Genomic DNA, 19,617 nt, shown 5'->3' on the forward strand with positions numbered 1-19,617 from the left:
AAAATATCGTCTCATCTGTCCGCGCAGATCTATGGTTAACGAAAGGTGACGGAAATAAACAGAGAGATAACTTCTCGTTAAGATCTTCTGCCTTTGAGATCATGAGGTTGCAAGATTTTTGATCGGCAAGGCGAGGGAAGGATCTATCGACGATCGGACGGCGTTTTCTGGAGAAACGGTGCGGTTGGAGTTGACGTGAAACGCCTTTTTGATGATACGGCGCGATGGCGTATGGCGGAAATCCGCTGAAGAGGCAACGGAAGAAGTGCGGGGCATGGGCTTGAAACGGGCGGTGGATTTTTTCCTGGCTTTGATGGCTTCGGTCATCCTGCTCGTTCCGATCCTTGTCGTCGCTCTTAGTGTCCGGCTAACGTCGCCAGGACCGATCCTCTACTGGTCAAAACGTATCGGGCGTTTCAATCAGATCTTCCTGATGCCGAAATTCCGCAGCATGCGCGTCGACACGCCGACAGTCGCCACACATCTTCTCGAAAACCCCGAACGGTTCCTGACGCCCATCGGCTCGTTTCTGCGCAAATCCAGTCTCGACGAACTGCCCCAGCTCTGGTGCATTTTGGCGGGCAAGATGAGTTTCGTCGGGCCGCGCCCGGCGCTCTACAATCAGTATGATTTGATCGAATTGCGGACGGCCCACGGCGTCGACAAGCTCCTGCCCGGATTGACCGGATGGGCGCAGATCAACGGGCGTGATGAATTGCCAATTCCGGAGAAGGTGAAATTCGATGTCGAATATCTTGAGCGGCGCTCCCTCGGTTTCGACATGCGCATCCTCTTTCTGACGGCCGACAAGGTAGTCCGCCGTAAGGGAATAAGGCACTAAAGTTACCTACTTCTGATAGATAGGCGGTGCGGAAGACTTTGATTTCCGATTATTTCAGTTGCGCTCGTTGTAGAAAATGACAAGAAGGTGGTTGTCTGATTGATCCGCGAGACGCTGGGAAGCAATGCCTGAAAATACCCCCACTGAGACGCCACGCTCGAGATGGTTCTTGGTGCCGATGCAGGCGCTCGTCGCCCCTCTGCTGGCCATGCCGCGTGCTGCCAAACGCGCGCTCGCCTTGCTGGTGGATTCCGGTCTTTGCGTCCTGACGATCTGGCTGGCTTATTGCTTCCGTCTGAACGAATGGACGGTGCTAACCGGCGTGCAGTGGTTGCCGGTCTTCGTTTCCTTGTGCATGGCGCTTCCCATCTTCATCGTCATGGGCATGTATCGGGCGATCTTCCGTTATGCCAACATGGCCGCTTTCATTGCCGTTCTAAAAGCAATTGCGATCTACGGCGTCGCCTTCATGACGATATTTACGGCACTCAGCGTCCCGGGCGTTCCGAGAACCGTCGGCATTCTCCAGCCCTTCCTGCTGCTGATTGCGATCGGCCTGTCACGGTTGGGCATCCGTTATTGGCTCGGGGATACCTATCAGCGTATTCTTCACCAGAATACGCTCGCCAAGGTGTTGATCTATGGGGCGGGAAATGCCGGACGGCAACTCGCCGGCGCTCTGACGAACAGCGCCGAACTCAATGTCGTCGGCTACCTCGATGATGATCCGCGCCTTAAGGGCGGCATCATGGGCGGTTTGCCGATCTATGACCCGTCGGATCTTCCGGTGCTCGCCGAAGCACTTGGCGTGCACAACGTGCTTCTTGCTCTTCCATCCGCATCGCGACAGCGTCGCAATGAAATTCTCGAGCATATCCGCAAAGCCAGGGTGAACGTCCGGACATTGCCGGATCTCACGGCGCTGGCTCAGGGACGAGTCGCGGTCTCCGATATTCGTGAGCTGGAGATCGAAGACCTGCTGGGTAGGGAAGCGGTTGCGCCGCGGCAAGAGCTGCTCGACAAGGCGATGCGCAACAAGGTGGTGATGGTCACGGGCGCCGGCGGCTCTATCGGCGGCGAGTTATGTCGCCAGATTCTGCGCAACGCGCCTTCGAGCCTCATCCTCATAGATCAGAACGAGTTTGCGCTTTATAATATTCATGCCGAATTGCTGAAGCTGGCCGAAGTTTACAAGCATGAGAGCCTGCAGATCGTGCCGATCCTTTGTTCCGTCCGCGACCAGGATCGCATGGAACATATCATGCAAAGCTGGCGGCCTCAGACGCTTTATCACGCTGCTGCTTACAAGCATGTGCCTCTCGTCGAACACAATGCCGTGGAAGGCATCAAGAACAATGTCATGGGGACATTGATCACCGCACGTGCGGCAAATAAATGCGGCGTCTCGAATTTCGTGCTGATCAGCACGGACAAAGCCGTCCGCCCGACGAATGTGATGGGCGCCAGCAAGAGGCTGGCCGAGATGGTGCTGCAGGCGCTCGCGGCAGAGCTGACCGCTGACAGATTGCGGACGAACTTCTCGATGGTCCGCTTCGGAAATGTCCTCGGTTCCTCCGGATCCGTCGTGCCGCTGTTCCGGCAGCAGATCAAGGACGGCGGCCCGGTTACCCTGACGCATCCGAAAATAACCCGCTACTTCATGACCATTTCGGAAGCCTCGCAACTTGTCATTCAAGCGGGCGCCATGGCCGACGGCGGCGATGTTTTCCTGCTCGATATGGGCGAGCCCGTCCGCATTGCCGATCTCGCCCGCAAGATGGTCGAACTGTCCGGATTGACCGTCCGGGACGTTGATAATCCAGAAGGGGACATCGAGCTTGCCGTTACCGGCCTGAGGCCCGGTGAGAAGCTTTATGAAGAACTGTTGATCGGGGATAACCCCGAGACAACTGAACATCCGCGGATTATGAAGGCGCGCGAGGATTTCCTGTCCTGGGCGGAACTTTCAAAGAAGCTCAACTCGCTCAATGCGTCATTGGACCGAAACGACATGGTCGCGGCACGTGCGACTTTGGCAGAACTCGTTTCCGGCTATTCCTCGACGGGCGAGGTTTCCGATCTTGCGTTTACCGGCGCCGAAACCAATCCGGCGCATGGAGATGTCAACGCGCTAGCCTCAGCCGCAGGAAATCAGCTTCGAACGACAGGTGCATAACGCGTGCTGCCCCGGTCCGCGCAAATAAGAGCGACCATATAGGCGAAGATCGGATCCAGAGCTTTTTGGTTGAACATGATGCCGAAGCTGCCGGTTATAATGTAGCTGCTGGTCAGCAAGAGAGCGAGCGCTATGGCTAAATCCCGGCCAGGGCCAGGTTCCTTTTTCCAAGCACCGATCACGGGCGTCAGGAGCAGCAGCGAAAGCGCTGCGATGCCGACAAGGCCGGCGTCAATTCCGGCGGTCAGAAAGCCGTTATGGACATGCGAATAGGGCAGTTGCTGCCTTAGGCTCTCCGGGACTTCTGCCAAGACAGCAGCCATCCGGTTTTGCGGGCCATAGCCGGTCAACGGATCCTTGGTGATTGCCGATAGGGCACCCTTGTAAAGAGCAACCCGCGCGCTCAGCGATGTGATATCGCCATTGGTGCTTTCGAGCGATGACAGATTGTCCTGGAGCTCACGGACGCGATAGACAACCTGGTCGCTGCCCAAGGCGAGAAGTGCCAGCAACAGTACCGATCCGGTGATGGCGAGGCTGCGCAGACTGACATGAAATCGGTTTTTGGGAAAATACCAGAGAAAGATGACGAGCTGAACGGGGATGACAAGCCAGGCCGAGCGTGTTCCGGAAAGCAGCGCGCAGCCGAGGCCCGCGGCATATCCCAATATCGCGATCTTTTGCTCCATGCTTTTGGGAGATTGAATATTGAGTAGCGCGACGCCGCCGAAAAGCACGCCGATAACGCCCAGCAGCGCCGCGTTCGAGGTTCCCGCCTCCGCCCTCGGCATCAGGAACAAGACCTGAAGCAGGCTGAAAAGAAAAGTAACGATCATGCCGAGACCCGCGCCGAGGATAAAGAGCGGCATAAGGCGGCCATCGGGAGATTGACGCATTCGCGGCAAAATCAGCCAGATCGAAAAGAACGGCAGGAGCCGGAAAATCCAATCCAGTTCTTCCGAGAAAGGCGGATTGACGAATATGCTGACGATCATCACCACCGGGTAAATCGTCATGCAAATGGCAACCACTCGGTCGGACTTCGACAGGTTCAGAGGAAAGCGGGCTCTTGCCAGACAATAGAGGCCTGAGACCATCGACCCGAGGAGGATGAAGGAGTTGAAGTTAGGCGAAAGTCCGGGCAGGATTGCAAAGAGAAAGACCGCAATGCCATTGGTTCGATCAAGCGCGCTTCCTGACCCGTTCCCGGGGTGAAGCACCGCAATCACGAGTTGCCTGAAATAATTCACTTTGGTAGCCCTGACGTGTCGCTTTCCAGCCTCGCTAAGGACCGTTGTCACCGCTGTCAAGCCGTGAAGGCAGGAGGAACCTGCGCTTTTTTCACTGTCGTATTCCGGCAACAGCAGATTCGGATGCTCATTGCTCCTGCTCGATGACGGTCGCAACAGGCTGCAACAGTAAAGCTGTTCCGAACAGAAAACACGTTTGAGGTGCGAACCTATTGAGAAGCTTTGTCATCTGGCGGCGCATTCCCGCTATCAGGGAACGCCTGCAGGCACAGGATCTGAATCTCTCGCCATTCCAACCAAAGTGGCCGGCCGTTGTAGGACAGCGACGCGCCAGCGCGCCGCCACTTTTGGGGCCTGCAGCTATCGCCAATATGGGCGCGGCGCGCTTTCCACCGCTGACCGGCCGAGGAGATAGCCGAACCCGAATGCGAGAATACCAATACTGAGCAACAATGCGCTGGCGGTGTGCGGGTGGTTTCTAGCCCCGGCCGTGACTGCATGGACCTCGCGTTTCACCCCGCTGGCCGCCCATTGGACAACCTTGGCCAGTCCTTCCGGCGGCTCGACGGGGGTGCCGGTAAATCCGGCGTCCAAGTCTTTTTTATCGACCATGTCGGGAGACCTTTCCTGCATTGGCTCAAGACCGCAATTTAATTCTGCTCGCGTGTGCCGGGTGAGGCTTCGCGTTGGTCCGCGTCTTCGATATCCGTCTTGACCAGGAAGGCATCGCTATGTTGGCGCGAGGCCTCGCGCAGCGCTTCCAGCTTGGGAGGATTGTCGGCCTCGCCATATTGCGCATCGAGCTCATGCTCGGCGCGGATCCAGTGATCCCGATGCCTGCCCTCCGGCCTGCCTTCCTTCTCCCACAGCGCATGTGCTCTTTTCCGGATCTCCTCCTCACGGAGCACCGCCGGGCCGGTTTCGTGTGTGGCTTGCCGCGCCATCTTCCCTTTCCGCGCGCCGGTGAGGGAGAGTTCCTTCAGCCGTGTGTCGTCGGTCGTGTCTTCATTTTTTGTGCGTCGTACCGGGTTCTTCATCGGCGCCTCCTTGATTGGATCTCAACCAATTCGGCTGATCTAAGTTCCAACCAACAGTCTCGACAGCATCGAAACCGCGGTGAAACGACCGCGAACCTCCAAATGTGATCCAATTCCTCCGTAGGTCTTGGCAGGGTGTTACGACTGATATACTAGTATGCCAGAACACGATCGCGGGTTTTGATTATGCGGCAGTCCTCAGAAGCCCAAGCGCCTGCGGTTTCGATTTTTCAGGAAGTCGGTGCGAGGTTGCGACGCGTCACCACGGCCGGTGCCATCTACGAACGTCTCTATGCCGACATCGTCTCGCTCAGGATGCCGCCTGGCCTGTTGCTGCAGGAAAAGCGGATCGCCGAGGATTTCGCGGTGAGTCGCACGCCGGTGCGCGAGGCACTGCTCAGGCTCTCTGAAGGCGGGCTGGTCGACATCTATCCGCAGTCGGGCACGGTCGTATCGCGTGTGCCTGTCGCGTCGATCCCGGAGGCGGTGGTCGTGCGCAAAGCGCTCGAAGGTACGACCGTCGAGGCTGCCGCCGAAACCGCCAGCGCTGCCGATATTGCCCATCTGGATGCGATCATCTCCCGGCAGCGCTCGCTTGCCGCGCTCGGCAACGCCTCGAACTTTCATGAAGAGGACGAGGCCTTCCATGAGGCGATCGCTGAGATAGCAGGTTATCCCGGCATCTGGGCCCTTCTGAAGACGGTCAAGGTGCAGATCGACCGGGCGCGGCGGCTGGCGCTGCCGGCGCTTGGGCGCATGGACAACGTTGTCCGCGAACACATCGTCATTCGCAACGCGCTCGCCGCCCATGATGCTGCGGCTGCGCGCGGCGCGATGATCCATCACTTGAGCGCCGTCATTCCCGACGTCGACGAATTGCGCTCGCGTTACCCCGATTATTTCTGCTGACGGCAGGATCACTACGAAACGAAAAGGCGAGGAAAGGAACAAGGATGCGGCAGGGTTGGAGATGGTTCGGGCCGGAAGCGCCAGTGACGCTGGATGATGTCCGTCAGACCGGGGCGACCAACATCGTCTCGTCGCTGCATCAGGTGCCGATCGGCCGGGCTTGGACGGAGAAGGAAGTGCGCGAACGCCAATCGCTGATCGAGACGACGCCGGCCGATCGCTCGTCGCTCGTCTGGTCGGTCGTTGAAAGCATTCCGATCCCGGATGCCGTCAAGCGCAGGGGCGGGGAGGCGAAGGCCGAAATCGAGGCGTGGATCGCCAGCCTCGAAGCGGTAGCCGCCTGCGGCATTCCGATCGTCTGCTATAATTTTATGCCCGTCGTGGACTGGACTCGCACCGAACTCGATTTCGTGACGCCGACCGGGGCCACCGCCATGCGCTTTGATCATGAGCGTTTCGCGGCCTTCGATCTTTTCATTTTGGAACGGCCGGATGCGGCACGAGACTATTCCGATGCGGATCGCGAACGGGCGCGCATCGTCTTCGAGGCGATGTCGGAGGATGAGATCGCCGAAATCACCCGCATCATCACATCGGCTCTGCCGGGTTCGACCACTGAACCTCTGACGATTCCGGCCTTCCGGGAAAAGCTTGTCGCCTATAGCGGCATCGATGCCGCAAAGCTGCGCCGGCACCTGATCGAATTCCTGGAGGCGGTGACGCCAGCGGCCGAAGCACGCGGCGTCAAGCTGACGCTGCATCCCGATGATCCGCCGCGGTCGCTGTTCGGCCTGCCGCGCATCGCCTCGACGGCCGATGATTATGCTGCTCTCTTCGATGCGGTGCCATCGAAGGCGAACGGGATGTGCTATTGCACCGGCAGCCTTGGCGTGCGCGCCGATAACGATTTGCCGGCGATCGCCCGCCGTTTCGCCTCACGGATCTATTTCGCCCATCTGCGCGCAACGACGCGAGAGGGCGATGGCCGAACGTTCCATGAAAGCGCGCATCTGGAAGGCGACGTCGACATGGTCGCGGTTCTCCGGGAACTGGTCGCCGAAGACCGTCGTCGCGGTGCTCAGGATACCATCGTCTTCCGCTCGGACCATGGCCACCGCATGCTCGACGATCTCGACAAAACAGTCACGCCCGGCTACCCGGCCATCGGCCGCATGCGCGGCCTTGCTGAACTGCGCGGCATCCTGCATGCGCTAGGCGCTCCGCCGAATTGAGGGCGCGGACTGTCATGAAATCTCGACCGTAAAGGCGAAGCGCGTGCTCGCGCCGGGCGCTAATATGTTCGTGTACGGCCGCCGCGACAGTTCGCTCGAGCCTCCCGCTTCCGCTGCGGTTCCGTGCCATGGTTCGACGCAGATGAAGGGCGCCCCCGGCTTCGTCCACAGGGCAAGATTCGGCAGGTTTTCGAAATGGAACCGCAAAGTCGGCCCGCCCTCGGCGCCGTAGAGCAGCCCTTCGCCCGCGCCTTTGGGGAAGATCATCGCATCCTGGTCGAACAGGGCATGATCCAGCACCACCCGGCCTTTATCGAAGGGCGAGGGCAACGGCGCTGGATTGATGAGGCCGCCCTCCAGCCGCACAAGCTCCGGCTCACCCTCATTGTCGAGCGTGACGGTGTGGGCGCGCCCGGAGGCACCCGGCAGCGGCCAGGCAAAGGCCGGATGGAAGCCGAATCCGAACGGTATCGCCTTCTGGTCGCGGTTGCTGACTTCGGCGGTGACGGTCAAAGCGCGGCCCTCGACCGCGTGTTCCACGGCCAGCAGAAAGTCGAAAGGATAGATCCCCTGTGTAGCCGCAGAGGCGGCAAGCTCGTACCGGCAGGCTGTTGCCGTAGAGGCTGCGAGGGCAAATTCGCTGCGCCGGGCAAAACCGTGCTGCGCCAACGGATAGACCATGCCGTCGATCGCGATTTTGTCGTCCAGAGCCTTGCCGACGATCGGAAACAGGATCGGCGAGCGCCCTGTCCAGAAGGTCGCGTCGCCCGTCCACAACCAAGAGCGCCCGTCATTGGTGGTCAGCGCCTGCATTTCTGCGCCGAGGGAAGAGATGTCGACGGTGATATCCCGATTGCCGATCCGAATTGTGCTTGACATGGCAATTCCTTTCACGCTGGTTCGGTACAAGCATAGCTGCCTGCACCGCGGTTTCTATCTGTAGGTGGAAGACGCACGTCAGCCGTTATTTCCGTATTGCGCCCAGTCTCGCGATCACTTCGTTCGGGATGCCGTAGCGCTGGATGGCGTCGCGGTTGTTGCGCAAGCCGCAAATCTCCCGCTGAATGAAGAATGCCCAGACGGCGTCGGAGGCGTCATTGACAAGCCTCTCGCGTTCCTCTGCGCTTTGATGCTCGCCGGTCCAGGCTTTCAGCGCGGTGAGTGCCGCCTCCACCTTCAGCCCGTGACGCCCGAGCGCATCGGCGCGTTCCGACATCAACTCATATTCGAGGACGTTGAAGCCGTTTTTATCCTGCTGGGATTGTCTGAAGGATTGCGGCGGACGAACGCTCATGGGTGCGGATTCCTTGATCGGCGTAGGCCAACAACATTATCCAATGCGGCCTTCGAGATCGAGAGGGTAGGGGAACGGACCTATCCCGCCGTTTCCCTGCGTGGTAAGGGCGCCGTAACTTTTCTCAGGCCCCGCACACATCATGATTCGTATCGAAAATATCAGCAAGCAGCTCAGCCACCGCATCCTCTTTATCGAGGCTTCGGCAGCCCTCAACAAAGGCGAGAAGATCGGCCTCGTCGGCCCGAACGGCGCCGGCAAGACGACGATCTTCCGGATGATCAACGGTGAGGAGCAGCCCGACGAGGGACAGGTCTCCTGCGAGAAGGGCGTCACCATCGGCTACTTCAACCAGGACGTCGGCGAAATGTCAGGCCACAGCGCCGTCGCCGAGGTGATGAACGGCGCCGGGCCGGTCAGCGTCGTTGCCGCCGAGCTGCGGGAGTTGGAGGCTGCCATGGTCGACCCCGAAAGGGCAGGCGACATGGAGGAGATCATCGAGCGCTACGGCGAGGTGCAGGCGCGTTACGAGGAGCTGGACGGTTATGCGCTCGACGGCCGCGCCCGCGAAGTACTTGCGGGCCTGAGCTTCAGCCAGGAGATGATGGACGGCGACGTCGGCGCGCTGTCGGGCGGCTCGAAGATGCGTGTGGCGCTTGCCCGCATCCTGCTGATGCGCCCCGATGTCATGCTGCTCGACGAACCGAGCAACCATCTCGATCTCGAAAGCCTGATATGGCTCGAAGAGTTCCTGAAGGGCTATGAGGGTGCGCTGCTGATGACCTCGCATGACCGCGAGTTCATGAACCGCATCGTCAACAAGATCCTCGAGATCGATGCCGGCTCGCTGACCTCCTATTCCGGCGACTATGAATTTTATGAGCAGCAGCGGGCGCAGAATGAAAAGCAGCAGCAGGCCCAGTTCGAGCGCCAGCAGGCGATGCTCGCCAAGGAAATCAAGTTCATCGAGCGGTTCAAGGCGCGCGCTTCGCATGCTTCGCAGGTGCAGAGCCGCGTGAAGAAGCTGGAGAAGATCGACCGGGTGGAGCCGCCCAAGCGCCGCCAGTCGGTCGCGTTCGAATTCCAGCCAGCCCCGCGCTCGGGCGAGGACGTGATCAGCTTGAAGAACGTCCATAAGAAATATGGCACCCGAAGCATCTATGAGGGGCTGGACTTCATGGTGCGGCGGCGGGAACGCTGGTGCATCATGGGCATCAACGGCGCCGGCAAATCGACATTACTGAAGCTGGTGACGGGCACCACGACGCCCGACGAAGGCAGTGTCGCTCTCGGGGCGAGCGTCAAGATGGGTTATTTCGCCCAGCACGCCATGGATATTCTTGATGGCGAGCGCACGATCTTCCAATCGCTGGAAGATCGGTTTCCCCAGGCAGGGCAGGGGCCTTTGCGGGCTCTCGCCGGATGTTTCGGTTTTTCCGGCGATGATGTCGAGAAAAGGTGCCGGGTGCTGTCAGGTGGCGAGAAGGCCCGATTGGTCATGGCGATGATGCTGTTCGACCCGCCGAACCTGCTCGTGCTCGACGAGCCGACCAACCATCTCGACCTCGACACGAAGGAAATGCTGATCAAGGCGCTCTCGCAATATGAAGGCACCATGCTCTTTGTATCCCACGACCGGCACTTCCTGGCTGCCCTTTCCAACCGCGTGCTGGAGCTGACGCCGGAGGGCGTCCATCAATATGGCGGCGGTTACACGGAGTATGTGGCGCGCACGGGCCATGAGGCGCCTGGCCTGCGCAGCTGACAGCTACTTTTTCGTCGGCAGGTCGAAACCATCGAAATCGAAACGACCAGCAGAGCGCCGTCCGAAATAGTGTTGGATGGCCGGAGCTTTATCGGCGGTTTTATGTGAGCGAAGAAGAGCGCCAGCCGACATTGCCGGCGCTCTGCCACGATGATGACCCATTTCCGTGGTGTTCGGGCCTTCTTCAAACAATCGGGGCGGGCACATCAGCATGGACTGGATCAATCGTCATATCGATCAGCCGTTATTGAACGGCGCGGCAGGCTTGCTGCGGCAGTGGCACATTCGTACGCGGCAGTCGCCGGAGCTGCTGGAGCCGACATGGAATCTCGTCGTACTGTCCTTTCTCCTTATCGCGAGCGGACAGGTTATGGCGGGCAAACCTTTCGCGCTCAGCATCGCCGCGCTGGTCATGCTGGCCCTGCCTTCAGCCAAAAAATTGCTTTCGGCCGTCAAGGCAGGGGGAAGCGCCTATGGCGCCCGGGAATACAAGTCGTCGAGGGCGCGCGCCGTCGCCAAACGGGAGGCGGAATGGTCGGTGCGGATTATCGTGCTGTTTTCATCCGCCTGCCTTCCATTCATCGCCCGCATCGATGATCCGGTGGGCGCCTGTTTCATGCTGGGGGCAAGTGTCTGGTTCGTGCTGACCGGGCCGCTCAAGACCTATCTCGATGCGGCCGAACCTCCCGAACCGACCGAAGGCGACCGGATGTACAGCGGCGTCTTTCATTTCGGTTGAACAAAGCCAATGCGACGGTCCATCCGCAGGCCGTGAGAGTGAGGGAACCAAACCGGGCGGTCGCCGTTATCTCCGCAGCAACGTAAAAGGAGATTGCGATGCTTTACTACGCTCTGGTGTTTCTCGTTGTGGCCTTGATTGCCGGTGTCCTCGGATTTGGCGGCATCGCAGGGGCTTCAGCTTCCATTGCCCAGGTTCTGTTCTTCATCTTCCTGGTGTTGTTCGTCGTCTCGCTTGTCATGCGCTTCATGCGCAGAGTATAGTGAAGATTGGTCAAGTATAAAGCCCGGTGATAATTATCACCGGGTTTTGTTTTTCTTGACGGCCCTCACCGGCCGGTGGAGACTCGCTTCGAGCGAATGTGCTTTTCGTGCAACCATTCCTAACAAGATCGTGAAAGACCGCATGCTGGTCGCATATGCCTTCGAAATGTCCCAATGGGGCTGAACCGTGGAGCTGTCGCTTGCGCATTCCCACGCGCTTTGAGACGCGACGCGAAAACGGCGCCGTTCGGGATTGCTTTGCCGTCCCCTCCGATATCCGGTGCCGCCAGCCGGGTGTTCCCGTCACGATTTGAGAAGGAGAGACTTATGAAAAAAACTCTTGCGACGGCGTTTGCCGCGGTATCGTTGACGTTTGTCGGCGCGGGGGCGGCCAATGCCGCCGACCCCGTCACCAGAACCTATGAAGAGCCGGACCTGCGCAACGGCGTGAAGATCGGTTATCTCACTTGCGATATCGGCGGCGGCACGGGTTATGTGCTCGGTTCGTCCAAGGAAGCCGATTGCGTCTTTCAGTCAATTGTCGGCAATGAGCTTTTCGATCATTACACCGGCGAAATTCGAAAGCTTGGTATCGATCTCGGCTTTACCACGCGCAGTCGCCTGATCTGGGCGGTGTTTGCACCTACGGCTGGTTATCATCGCGGGTCGCTCGCCGGACTTTATGTCGGCGCCAGCGCAGAGGCGACGGTCGGTGCTGGCGTCGGCGCCAACCTCCTGGTCGGTGGCACCTCCGGTTCAATCCATCTGCAGACGGTTAGCCTGACCGGCCAGCTCGGCCTGAACGTTGCGGCCGGCAGCGCATCGATGACCTTGACCCCGGCGGATTGACGGGTTTGTCGCCCTCGCTGCGACGCGGCGGGGGCGTCACGAGATTATTCGGTTGGCTTGCTGGCGACGAAACGATGAATATCCGAATTGCAACGCCCGACGAGGATGAGATCCTGGTCGGCCACAACCTGAAAATCTGGGACAGCTATGGCACGCCGCCCGAACATTACAGGCCGGATGCGGCGGCGCGGATATCGTCGTTTTTGAGAAGTGGTCGCGAGGAGCGACGCCTCGCCTCGTTCCTGGCCGTTGTGGACGATGAAATCGCCGGTTCCGTATCTTGCCAGCTGCACCAATCGCCGTTTCCGGAAGTCATTCGGCCGGAGCAGCGGTTGCACGGTTACATCTGGTCCGTCTATGTCGCCGAGGCCTTCCGCCGGCGCGGCATTGCTTTGGCGCTGACGAACAGGGCCCTTGATTATCTGAAATCCATCGGCTGCACGACTGCCGTCATCCATGCCTCGGATGTGGGGGAACCAGTCTATCGCAGCGCTGGCTTCGAGCTGGCGAAGGAAATGCGCCTAAAGTTTCCTGTGGAGTGAGCCGCATAGCCGAAGCGCCTACAGACGGCTGAGGAATGTGCGCGGCGCGTTTTCTGTTTATGTTTTCGGCTTGCCAGGTGCGATAAAGGCGTTGATCGCCGCCTCGTCATGGCCGGCTTCGCGCAGAAAGCGGCTGGCGAATTCGATGGCAGGGCTTCTCAATGCATCGTCCGGCCGGATCAGGTGAAAAGCGACATGGGAATCGAGGGTACGCTGTGACACTGCGACGACGCGCCCGGCGGCAAGCGCGGCATCCGACAGCGGCGGCCGTGCAAGCGCAATGCCGAGCCCTTGCGCGCAGGCATCGACAACCAGATTGTAATCCTCGAAGCGTCGGTCCTGGCCACGCGGCGTATAGTCGACGCCATCACGCGCGAGCCAGCGACGCCAGCCCTCGATATTGGAGTCGTGAAGGATCGGCAGATCGAGCAGCGAAAGCGCATCCGAGCGCTGCCCGAGTCGCGCTGCCATCGCCGGTGAGGCGATCGGAAAAGATTTCTCCTGCCAGAGCGGCAGGGCGCGCACGCCGGCCCATGGTCCCTTGCCGCAGCGGATGGCAAGATCCGTGCCTTCGCCAAAGTCCGCCAGGCGGTGCTCGAGCGTCAATTCGACATGCAGCTCATTTCCTTCGAGCTTTGCCAGGCGCGGAAACAACCATAGAGAGGCGACGGACGGGGTAACGGAAAGGCGCACCACCGCCTTGTTCGGCCGTGGCAGCCAGCGCTCGCCGGTGTTACCGAGCAGGGAAAGGGCTTCCTCGGCACGGGCGAAGAAGCGCATGCCCTCCGGGGTGAGGCGCACACCGCGAGCTTCACGCGCGAAGAGCCGCACACCCATCCAGCGCTCGAGCCGCGAGACCTGCCGCGATACGGCGCCATGGGTGATTCCGCTTTCCTCGGCCGCGGCCGAAAATGATCCGAGCCGGGCGGCGCGGGCAAAGGTCTCGAGCGTATCGAGCGGTGGGAGCACTGGCGAGCTGTGAACCATGCGCACATTTGATCATCGATTGCGGTGCTTTTCAAGCATGCGTCCAAGGCCTAATCCATTGTCGCACGCACAGATGGAGGCGAAAATGAGCATGGCGGCAAGCGCACCGGTTTCGGCAAGAGAGCAAGGCGGCTTCGATCTGATCGCATTTGCGGCGATTGTCGTCACCATTCTCTTCTGGGCCTCTTCCTTCGTGGTCATCCGCATCTGTCTCGGTCCGCTGACGCCGATCGAACTGGCAACGGCGCGTTATGTGGCGGCCGGTGTTCTCGCGCTTGTCTACCTCGCCATCTACCGGCCGATGCCGGAAAAGCGTGATTTCGTCCGCCTCTCGGTCACTGCCATCCTCTTCATCGCCGCCTATGCGGTTCTCCTGAATACCGGCGAGCAGACGGTGGCGGCGGGGCCGGCGAGCTTCATCATCAATACCATGCCCGTCTTCACCGCCCTGATTGCCACATTCGCGCTCGGCGAGCGCTTCGGACGCTGGGGCTGGGCGGGAACTGCGGTTTCCTTCGGCGGCGTGGCGCTGATCGCCGTCGCCTCCGACGGCGGCTTTAAGCTCGATCCGAACGCTGTGTTGATCCTCGGCGCAGCGCTCTGCTCGGCGATATCAAGCGTTCTGCAGAAGCCGCTGCTCGCTCGCCTGCCGGCGCTTGCCGTCACCGCCTGGATCCTGCTGATCGGCTCCGTGCCGCTGTTTCCGGCCGTCCCATCGACGATCCGCGCGCTGGCGGAGGCGCCGGCAAAGGTCAATTGGGGCGTTGCCTATCTCGTCATTTTCCCGACTGCGATCGGCTATCTCACTTGGGCCATCGCCTTGAAGCGGCTCACGGCCGCGCGCGCCTCGAATTTTCTCTACGGCGTCCCGCCGGTCGCAACGCTGATCGGGTTCGTCTGGCTGGGCGAGACGCCGACGGCATTGGGTGCTGCCGGCGGCGTCATGGCGATCCTTGGCGTGCTCGTGGTCAACGTCATGCGGAAGCGATAACTGCATCGCGCTGCCGCCACGTTCGGAGTGCGGAAGCCGGGCGACTGACAAATAGGCATTGCGCCGCCGTTCGCTTTCTTTAAAAACGAAAGCAGAGCGAAAGGGGCGCCGATGTTCTTGACCGACCGACAAACTGAAATCGTGGCGATTGCGAAATCGAGCGGCAGGGTTCTGGTCGAGGAGCTCGCCTCCCGCTTTTCGGTGACGCCGCAAACGATCCGCAAGGATCTGAACGATCTCTGCGACGCGCAGGTGCTGACGCGCATCCATGGCGGCGCAACATTTCCGAGCGGAACGGAGAATGTCAAATACGAGGCGCGGCGCCAGATCGCCGCTTCGGAGAAGCAGGCGATCGGTATGGCGGCAGTCGAGCTGATCCCGAGCGGAGCCTCGCTTTTCATCAACATCGGCACGACGACCGAAGCGGTGGGCGAGGCGCTCGCCAATCACCACGAGCTGATGGTGATCACCAATAACATCAATGTTGCCAACAGGTTGCGTCTCTTTCCGGCAATCGAGGTGGTGATTGCCGGTGGCGTCGTGCGTGGCTCGGATGGCGGCATCGTCGGCGAAGCGGCTGTCGATTTCATCCGCCAGTTCAAGGTCGATTATGCCGTCATTGGCGCATCGGCAATCGATATCGATGGCGCGCTCCTCGATTATGATTTTCGCGAAGTGAAGGTCGCTCAGGCGATTATTGCCAATGCCCGCCACGTTATTCTCGTTGCCGATTCGACTAAGTTCGAACGCGCCGCGCCGGTTCGGATCGGCCAGCTTTCCCAGGTCCATACCTTCATCACCGACCACTGTCCGGTGCCGTCGATCCGCAATCTCTGCCTCGAAAACAATGTGAAGCTGATCGAAACGAGCACCAGATCGCGCTAGGTCATGCGAATGGAACAAACATTCGTTTGACATTCACATTCCTTTCGTTTTAACTGTCATCACTTTCGCAATCGCGCGAGTTTTGTGCGATGCGAAATCAGCAGCGGGCTCGGAGGGGCAATTGGGCCGGGAGATACACGACATATTCGTCATCGGGGGCGGCATCAACGGCTGCGGCATTGCCCGCGACGCCGTCGGGCGCGGCTATTCCGTCGCGCTGGCGGAGATGAACGATTTCGCCTCCGGCACCTCGTCCGGAGCCACCAAGCTGATCCATGGCGGCCTGCGTTATCTCGAGCATTATGAATTCCGCCTGGTGCGTGAATCGCTGATGGAGCGCGAGATCCTCTGGGCGATGGCGCCGCACATCATCTGGCCGCTGCGCTTCGTATTGCCTTATCATAAGGGCGGCATTCGCCCCGCCTGGCTGATCCGGCTCGGCCTCTTCCTTTACGATCACCTCGGTGGCCGCAAGCTGCTGCCGGCGACTGATGTGCTCGACATGCGCAGGGATCCGGCCGGCAAGCCGCTGAAGGCGCTGTTCACAAGGGCGTTCGAATATTCCGACGGCTGGGTCGACGATGCCCGCATGGTCGTGTTGAACGCCCGCGACGCTGCCGACAAAGGGGCGACGATCATGCCGCGCACCAAAGTGGTGTCGGCGCGGCGCGAGAATGGACTCTGGCACATTGAAACGACCGATACGGTCACTGGCCGCAATGACAGCCATCAGGCCCGCATGCTGATCAATGCCGCCGGTCCCTGGGTCGATCATGTCATCCGTTCCGCCTTCGGCCAGAACGGGGCTCATCATGTCCGTCTCGTTCAGGGCAGCCATATCGTCGTCAGGAAGAAGTTCGACGACCCGCGTGCCTATTTCTTCCAGAATCCCGACAACCGCATCATCTTCGCTATTCCCTATGAGGGCGACTTCACCCTGATCGGCACCACCGACCGCGACTACACCGCCGATCCAAAAGATGTCCGGATCTCCGAGGAGGAGACCGTCTACCTCTGCAACGCGGCTTCGGAATATTTCAAGGAGCCGGTGCGGCCCGAGGACATCGTCTGGACCTACTCGGCAGTCAGGCCGCTTTTTGACGACGGCGCCTCGAAGGCGCAGGAGGCGACGCGCGATTATGTGCTGAAGCTGGAAGGCGAGGGCGGGGCTGCGCCGCTGCTCAACGTCTTCGGCGGCAAGCTCACCACCTATCGCCGGCTTTCCGAACATGCGCTGGAGAAGATCGGCGCCGCGATCGGCGTTAAGGGTGCTCCTTGGACGGCCAAAAGCCATCTGCCCGGCGGCGACTTCCCGGTCCGTGGCTACGAAGCGGAGGTCGCCGGTCTGAAGCGGCGCTATCCGTTCCTTGCCGATGCACACGCCCGCCGACTGGTGCGCCGCTACGGCACGCGGGCTGTGACGCTGCTTGGCGCTGCCCGCGGCCTTGAGGACCTCGGGCGGCTGTTCGGCGGCGATCTCTACGAGATCGAGGTCAAATATCTCGTCGAGCATGAATGGGCCCGGCACGCCGAAGACGTGCTGTGGAGGAGAACAAAGGATGGTCTGCGCCTTTCGAAGGAACAGGCTCAGTCACTGGAGGAGTACATGGCTGCCATACCGGCGATGGCCGGATAAGGCGGCGTGTGGTCCCCGCTGCGTGGAGGCACGGGAATCGGAATGCTGGAACTGCGAAACGCCGCCAAGATGGTAGGCGCGGACTATCACATCTATCCGACCGATCTGGTCCTTGAGCGGGGTACGCTGAATGTCCTGCTCGGGCCGACGCTGTCGGGCAAGACGTCGCTGATGCGGCTGATGGCCGGGCTTGATCGTCCGACCGCCGGCTCCGTCCATTTCGACGGCGCCGATGTCACCGGCATGCCGGTGCAGAAGCGCAACGTCGCCATGGTCTACCAGCAGTTCATCAATTATCCGGCGCTGACCGTATACGAGAACATTGCCTCGCCGATGCGCATCTCGGGCAAGGATGCCGCCACAATCGACCGCGAGGTGCGCAAGGCGGCCGAGCTTTTGAAGCTGACGCCCTATCTCGACCGCACGCCGCTCAATCTGTCCGGCGGCCAGCAGCAGCGCACCGCTCTGGCGCGTGCACTCGTCAAGAATGCCAGCCTCGTGCTGATGGACGAGCCGCTCGCCAACCTCGATTACAAGCTGCGTGAGGAACTGCGTGAGGAACTGCCGAAGATCTTCGCCCAATCCGGCGCGATCTTCGTCTATGCCACGACCGAACCGTCCGAGGCGCTCCTGCTCGGCGGCAATACGGCGACATTGAACGAAGGCCGGGTAACGCAATTCGGGCCGACCATCGATGTTTACCGCCGGCCCGCCGACCTCGCCACCGCCGGCATCTTCGCCGACCCGCCGCTGAACACGCTCGACGTCACCAAATCCGGCAATGTCTTTACGCGTCCGGGCGGGGCAGCCCTTCCGGTCCCCCCGCATCTGGCTGCCGTGCCGGACGGGCCGGTGACCGTCGTTTTTCACCCGCACCATCTCGGCTTCAAGCCGCAGACGGACGACGCAGCCCGTCTGCAGGCGCGCACGCTGGTTTCGGAGATCACCGGTTCGGAGAGCTTCGTTCACCTGGATTATGACAGCGTGCGCTGGGTGATGCTGGCGCATGGGATTCACGATATCGATCCCGACATGGAGATCGAGGCCTTCCTCGACACGCGCCACCTCTTGGCCTTCGGCGCCGATGGCCGCGCTATCGCTGCAGCCGGCCGCGCTGTCGCAACGACCGGAAAGGCATAGGAGAGCACAATGGCACGCATTACGCTCGACCATATCCGCCACGCCTACGGAGCCAATCCGCAGACGGAGAAGGATTATTCGCTGAAGGAAGTCGACCACGAGTGGAACGACGGCGGCGCCTATGCGCTGCTCGGCCCCTCCGGCTGCGGCAAGACCACGCTGCTGAACATCATCTCGGGTCTGCTGCAGCCCTCGCACGGCCGCATCCTCTTCGACGGCAAGGATGTCACGAACCTGTCGACTCAGAGCCGCAACATCGCGCAGGTCTTCCAGTTTCCGGTCATCTACGACACGATGACCGTTTACGACAATCTCGCCTTTCCCTTGCGCAACCGCGGCGTGGCGGAAGCCGATGTCGACCGGCGCGTCCGCGACATTCTCGAAATGATCGACCTTGCCGGTTGGGCCAAGCGCAAGGCGCAGGGGCTGACGGCCGATCAGAAGCAGAAGATCTCGCTCGGCCGCGGCCTGGTGCGCAACGACGTCAACGCCATCCTGTTCGACGAGCCGCTGACCGTCATCGATCCGCATATGAAATGGGTGCTGCGCTCGCAGCTGAAGCGGCTGCACAAGCAGTTCGGCTTCACCATGGTCTACGTCACCCACGACCAGACCGAGGCGCTGACCTTCGCCGAGAAGGTCGTCGTCATGTATGACGGCCAGATCGTTCAGATCGGCACGCCGGCCGAGCTCTTCGAGCGGCCGAGCCACACCTTCGTCGGCTATTTCATCGGCTCACCTGGTATGAACGTCATGCCGGCGCAGATCGACGGCAGCGCCGTCAAGGTCGGAGACGAGGTGCTGACGCTCGATTACGCGCCGAAGACCGCAGGCAGTTCCAAGACCGAGCTCGGCATCCGCCCCGAATTCATCCGTCTCGGGCGGGAAGGCATGCAGGTTACCATCGCCAAGGTCGAGGATATCGGCCGGCAGAAGATAGTGCGCGCCCGCTTCGCCGGCCAGCCGATTGCGATCGTCGTGCACGAGGACGCCGACATTCCCACGGATGCCCGCGTCACTTTCGATCCGTCCGCCATCAGCATTTACGCCGACAGCTGGCGTGTCGGCAGGGAGGCCTGAG

General features: G+C 60.6%; 21 protein-coding genes. 14 read left to right on the forward strand and 7 right to left on the reverse strand.

Going from position 1 to position 19,617, the window contains the following annotated elements; translation table 11 throughout:
- Positions 1 to 99 precede the first annotated feature (99 nt).
- A complete protein-coding gene (locus Tal182_RS32370) occupies positions 100 to 327 on the reverse strand; it encodes a hypothetical protein (protein WP_164517815.1) in 228 nt (75 codons plus the stop codon).
- On the opposite strand from Tal182_RS32370, the gene Tal182_RS22225 reads away from it, so the two are divergent.
- Both Tal182_RS22225 and Tal182_RS22230 read left to right on the forward strand, forming a co-directional pair.
- Positions 275 to 841: a sugar transferase gene (locus Tal182_RS22225; protein ID WP_085861026.1), complete on the forward strand. Its 567-nt coding sequence runs from the start codon at positions 275 to 277 to the stop codon at positions 839 to 841. The genes Tal182_RS32370 and Tal182_RS22225 overlap by 53 nt on opposite strands.
- A gap of 124 nt (positions 842 to 965) precedes the next feature.
- The gene (locus Tal182_RS22230) at positions 966 to 3,017 is read left to right on the forward strand and encodes a nucleoside-diphosphate sugar epimerase/dehydratase (RefSeq protein WP_085861027.1); all 2,052 of its coding nucleotides are present in this window, start codon (positions 966 to 968) and stop codon (positions 3,015 to 3,017) included.
- On the opposite strand, the gene Tal182_RS22235 is transcribed toward Tal182_RS22230, so the two are convergent.
- The 3 genes from Tal182_RS22235 to Tal182_RS22245 form a co-directional block, all read right to left on the reverse strand.
- Complete coding sequence (locus tag Tal182_RS22235; protein WP_085861028.1) at positions 2,993 to 4,267, reverse strand: O-antigen ligase family protein; 1,275 nt, start codon at positions 4,265 to 4,267, stop codon at positions 2,993 to 2,995. The two genes, Tal182_RS22230 and Tal182_RS22235, sit on opposite strands and share 25 nt — an antisense overlap.
- A 360-nt stretch (positions 4,268 to 4,627) precedes the next feature.
- On the reverse strand, positions 4,628 to 4,879 hold the full coding sequence (locus Tal182_RS22240) for a hypothetical protein (RefSeq protein ID WP_085861029.1): 252 nt from the start codon (positions 4,877 to 4,879) through the stop codon (positions 4,628 to 4,630).
- A gap of 38 nt (positions 4,880 to 4,917) precedes the next feature.
- Positions 4,918 to 5,304, reverse strand: a complete 387-nt coding sequence (locus Tal182_RS22245) for a DUF2934 domain-containing protein (RefSeq protein WP_085861030.1) — start codon at positions 5,302 to 5,304, stop codon at positions 4,918 to 4,920.
- 186 nt (positions 5,305 to 5,490) lie between these two features.
- On the opposite strand from Tal182_RS22245, the gene Tal182_RS22250 reads away from it, so the two are divergent.
- Positions 5,491 to 6,213: a GntR family transcriptional regulator gene (locus Tal182_RS22250; protein WP_085861131.1), complete on the forward strand. Its 723-nt coding sequence runs from the start codon at positions 5,491 to 5,493 to the stop codon at positions 6,211 to 6,213.
- A gap of 44 nt (positions 6,214 to 6,257) precedes the next feature.
- The gene (gene uxuA, locus Tal182_RS22255; protein WP_064806438.1) at positions 6,258 to 7,445 is read left to right on the forward strand and encodes a mannonate dehydratase; all 1,188 of its coding nucleotides are present in this window, start codon (positions 6,258 to 6,260) and stop codon (positions 7,443 to 7,445) included.
- 12 nt (positions 7,446 to 7,457) lie between these two features.
- Here the strand turns inward: uxuA and Tal182_RS22260 are convergent, their stop codons facing one another.
- On the reverse strand, positions 7,458 to 8,324 hold the full coding sequence (locus tag Tal182_RS22260; protein ID WP_085861031.1) for an aldose 1-epimerase family protein: 867 nt from the start codon (positions 8,322 to 8,324) through the stop codon (positions 7,458 to 7,460).
- An 85-nt stretch (positions 8,325 to 8,409) separates the two neighbouring features.
- Complete coding sequence (locus Tal182_RS22265) at positions 8,410 to 8,739, reverse strand: DUF6665 family protein (protein ID WP_085861032.1); 330 nt, start codon at positions 8,737 to 8,739, stop codon at positions 8,410 to 8,412.
- Positions 8,740 to 8,881: 142 nt separating this feature from the next.
- Between Tal182_RS22265 and Tal182_RS22270 the strand changes: the two genes are divergently transcribed.
- From Tal182_RS22270 to Tal182_RS22290, 5 genes are all read left to right on the forward strand, one after another.
- A complete protein-coding gene (locus Tal182_RS22270) occupies positions 8,882 to 10,504 on the forward strand; it encodes an ABC-F family ATP-binding cassette domain-containing protein (protein WP_085861033.1) in 1,623 nt (540 codons plus the stop codon).
- 166 nt (positions 10,505 to 10,670) lie between these two features.
- Positions 10,671 to 11,243, forward strand: coding sequence for a hypothetical protein (locus Tal182_RS22275; protein WP_245344871.1), 573 nt, complete (start codon positions 10,671 to 10,673; stop codon positions 11,241 to 11,243).
- A 98-nt stretch (positions 11,244 to 11,341) separates the two neighbouring features.
- Positions 11,342 to 11,506 (forward strand): DUF1328 domain-containing protein, encoded by a 165-nt coding sequence (locus Tal182_RS22280; protein WP_003571841.1) that lies wholly within the window; start codon positions 11,342 to 11,344, stop codon positions 11,504 to 11,506.
- Between the two features lie 327 nt (positions 11,507 to 11,833).
- Positions 11,834 to 12,355 (forward strand): DUF992 domain-containing protein, encoded by a 522-nt coding sequence (locus tag Tal182_RS22285; RefSeq protein ID WP_011427480.1) that lies wholly within the window; start codon positions 11,834 to 11,836, stop codon positions 12,353 to 12,355.
- 74 nt (positions 12,356 to 12,429) lie between these two features.
- The gene (locus Tal182_RS22290) at positions 12,430 to 12,897 is read left to right on the forward strand and encodes a GNAT family N-acetyltransferase (RefSeq protein ID WP_085861035.1); all 468 of its coding nucleotides are present in this window, start codon (positions 12,430 to 12,432) and stop codon (positions 12,895 to 12,897) included.
- Positions 12,898 to 12,954: 57 nt separating this feature from the next.
- Here Tal182_RS22290 and Tal182_RS22295 read toward each other — a convergent pair whose 3' ends face one another.
- The gene (locus tag Tal182_RS22295) at positions 12,955 to 13,884 is read right to left on the reverse strand and encodes a LysR substrate-binding domain-containing protein (RefSeq protein ID WP_085861036.1); all 930 of its coding nucleotides are present in this window, start codon (positions 13,882 to 13,884) and stop codon (positions 12,955 to 12,957) included.
- Positions 13,885 to 13,957: 73 nt separating this feature from the next.
- Between Tal182_RS22295 and Tal182_RS22300 the strand changes: the two genes are divergently transcribed.
- From Tal182_RS22300 to Tal182_RS22320, 5 genes are all read left to right on the forward strand, one after another.
- On the forward strand, positions 13,958 to 14,875 hold the full coding sequence (locus tag Tal182_RS22300; RefSeq protein WP_085861037.1) for a DMT family transporter: 918 nt from the start codon (positions 13,958 to 13,960) through the stop codon (positions 14,873 to 14,875).
- Between the two features lie 111 nt (positions 14,876 to 14,986).
- The gene (locus Tal182_RS22305; protein WP_064806455.1) at positions 14,987 to 15,760 is read left to right on the forward strand and encodes a DeoR/GlpR family DNA-binding transcription regulator; all 774 of its coding nucleotides are present in this window, start codon (positions 14,987 to 14,989) and stop codon (positions 15,758 to 15,760) included.
- Between the two features lie 121 nt (positions 15,761 to 15,881).
- Positions 15,882 to 17,396 (forward strand): glycerol-3-phosphate dehydrogenase, encoded by a 1,515-nt coding sequence (gene glpD, locus Tal182_RS22310; RefSeq protein ID WP_064806457.1) that lies wholly within the window; start codon positions 15,882 to 15,884, stop codon positions 17,394 to 17,396.
- 42 nt (positions 17,397 to 17,438) lie between these two features.
- A complete protein-coding gene (locus tag Tal182_RS22315) occupies positions 17,439 to 18,536 on the forward strand; it encodes an ABC transporter ATP-binding protein (RefSeq protein ID WP_085861038.1) in 1,098 nt (365 codons plus the stop codon).
- Positions 18,537 to 18,545: 9 nt separating this feature from the next.
- Positions 18,546 to 19,616 (forward strand): ABC transporter ATP-binding protein, encoded by a 1,071-nt coding sequence (locus tag Tal182_RS22320; RefSeq protein ID WP_085861039.1) that lies wholly within the window; start codon positions 18,546 to 18,548, stop codon positions 19,614 to 19,616.
- Position 19,617 lies beyond the last annotated feature (1 nt).

This window comes from Rhizobium sp. TAL182 (assembly GCF_002117725.1).
Taxonomy (GTDB): Bacteria; Pseudomonadota; Alphaproteobacteria; order Rhizobiales; family Rhizobiaceae; genus Rhizobium; species Rhizobium esperanzae.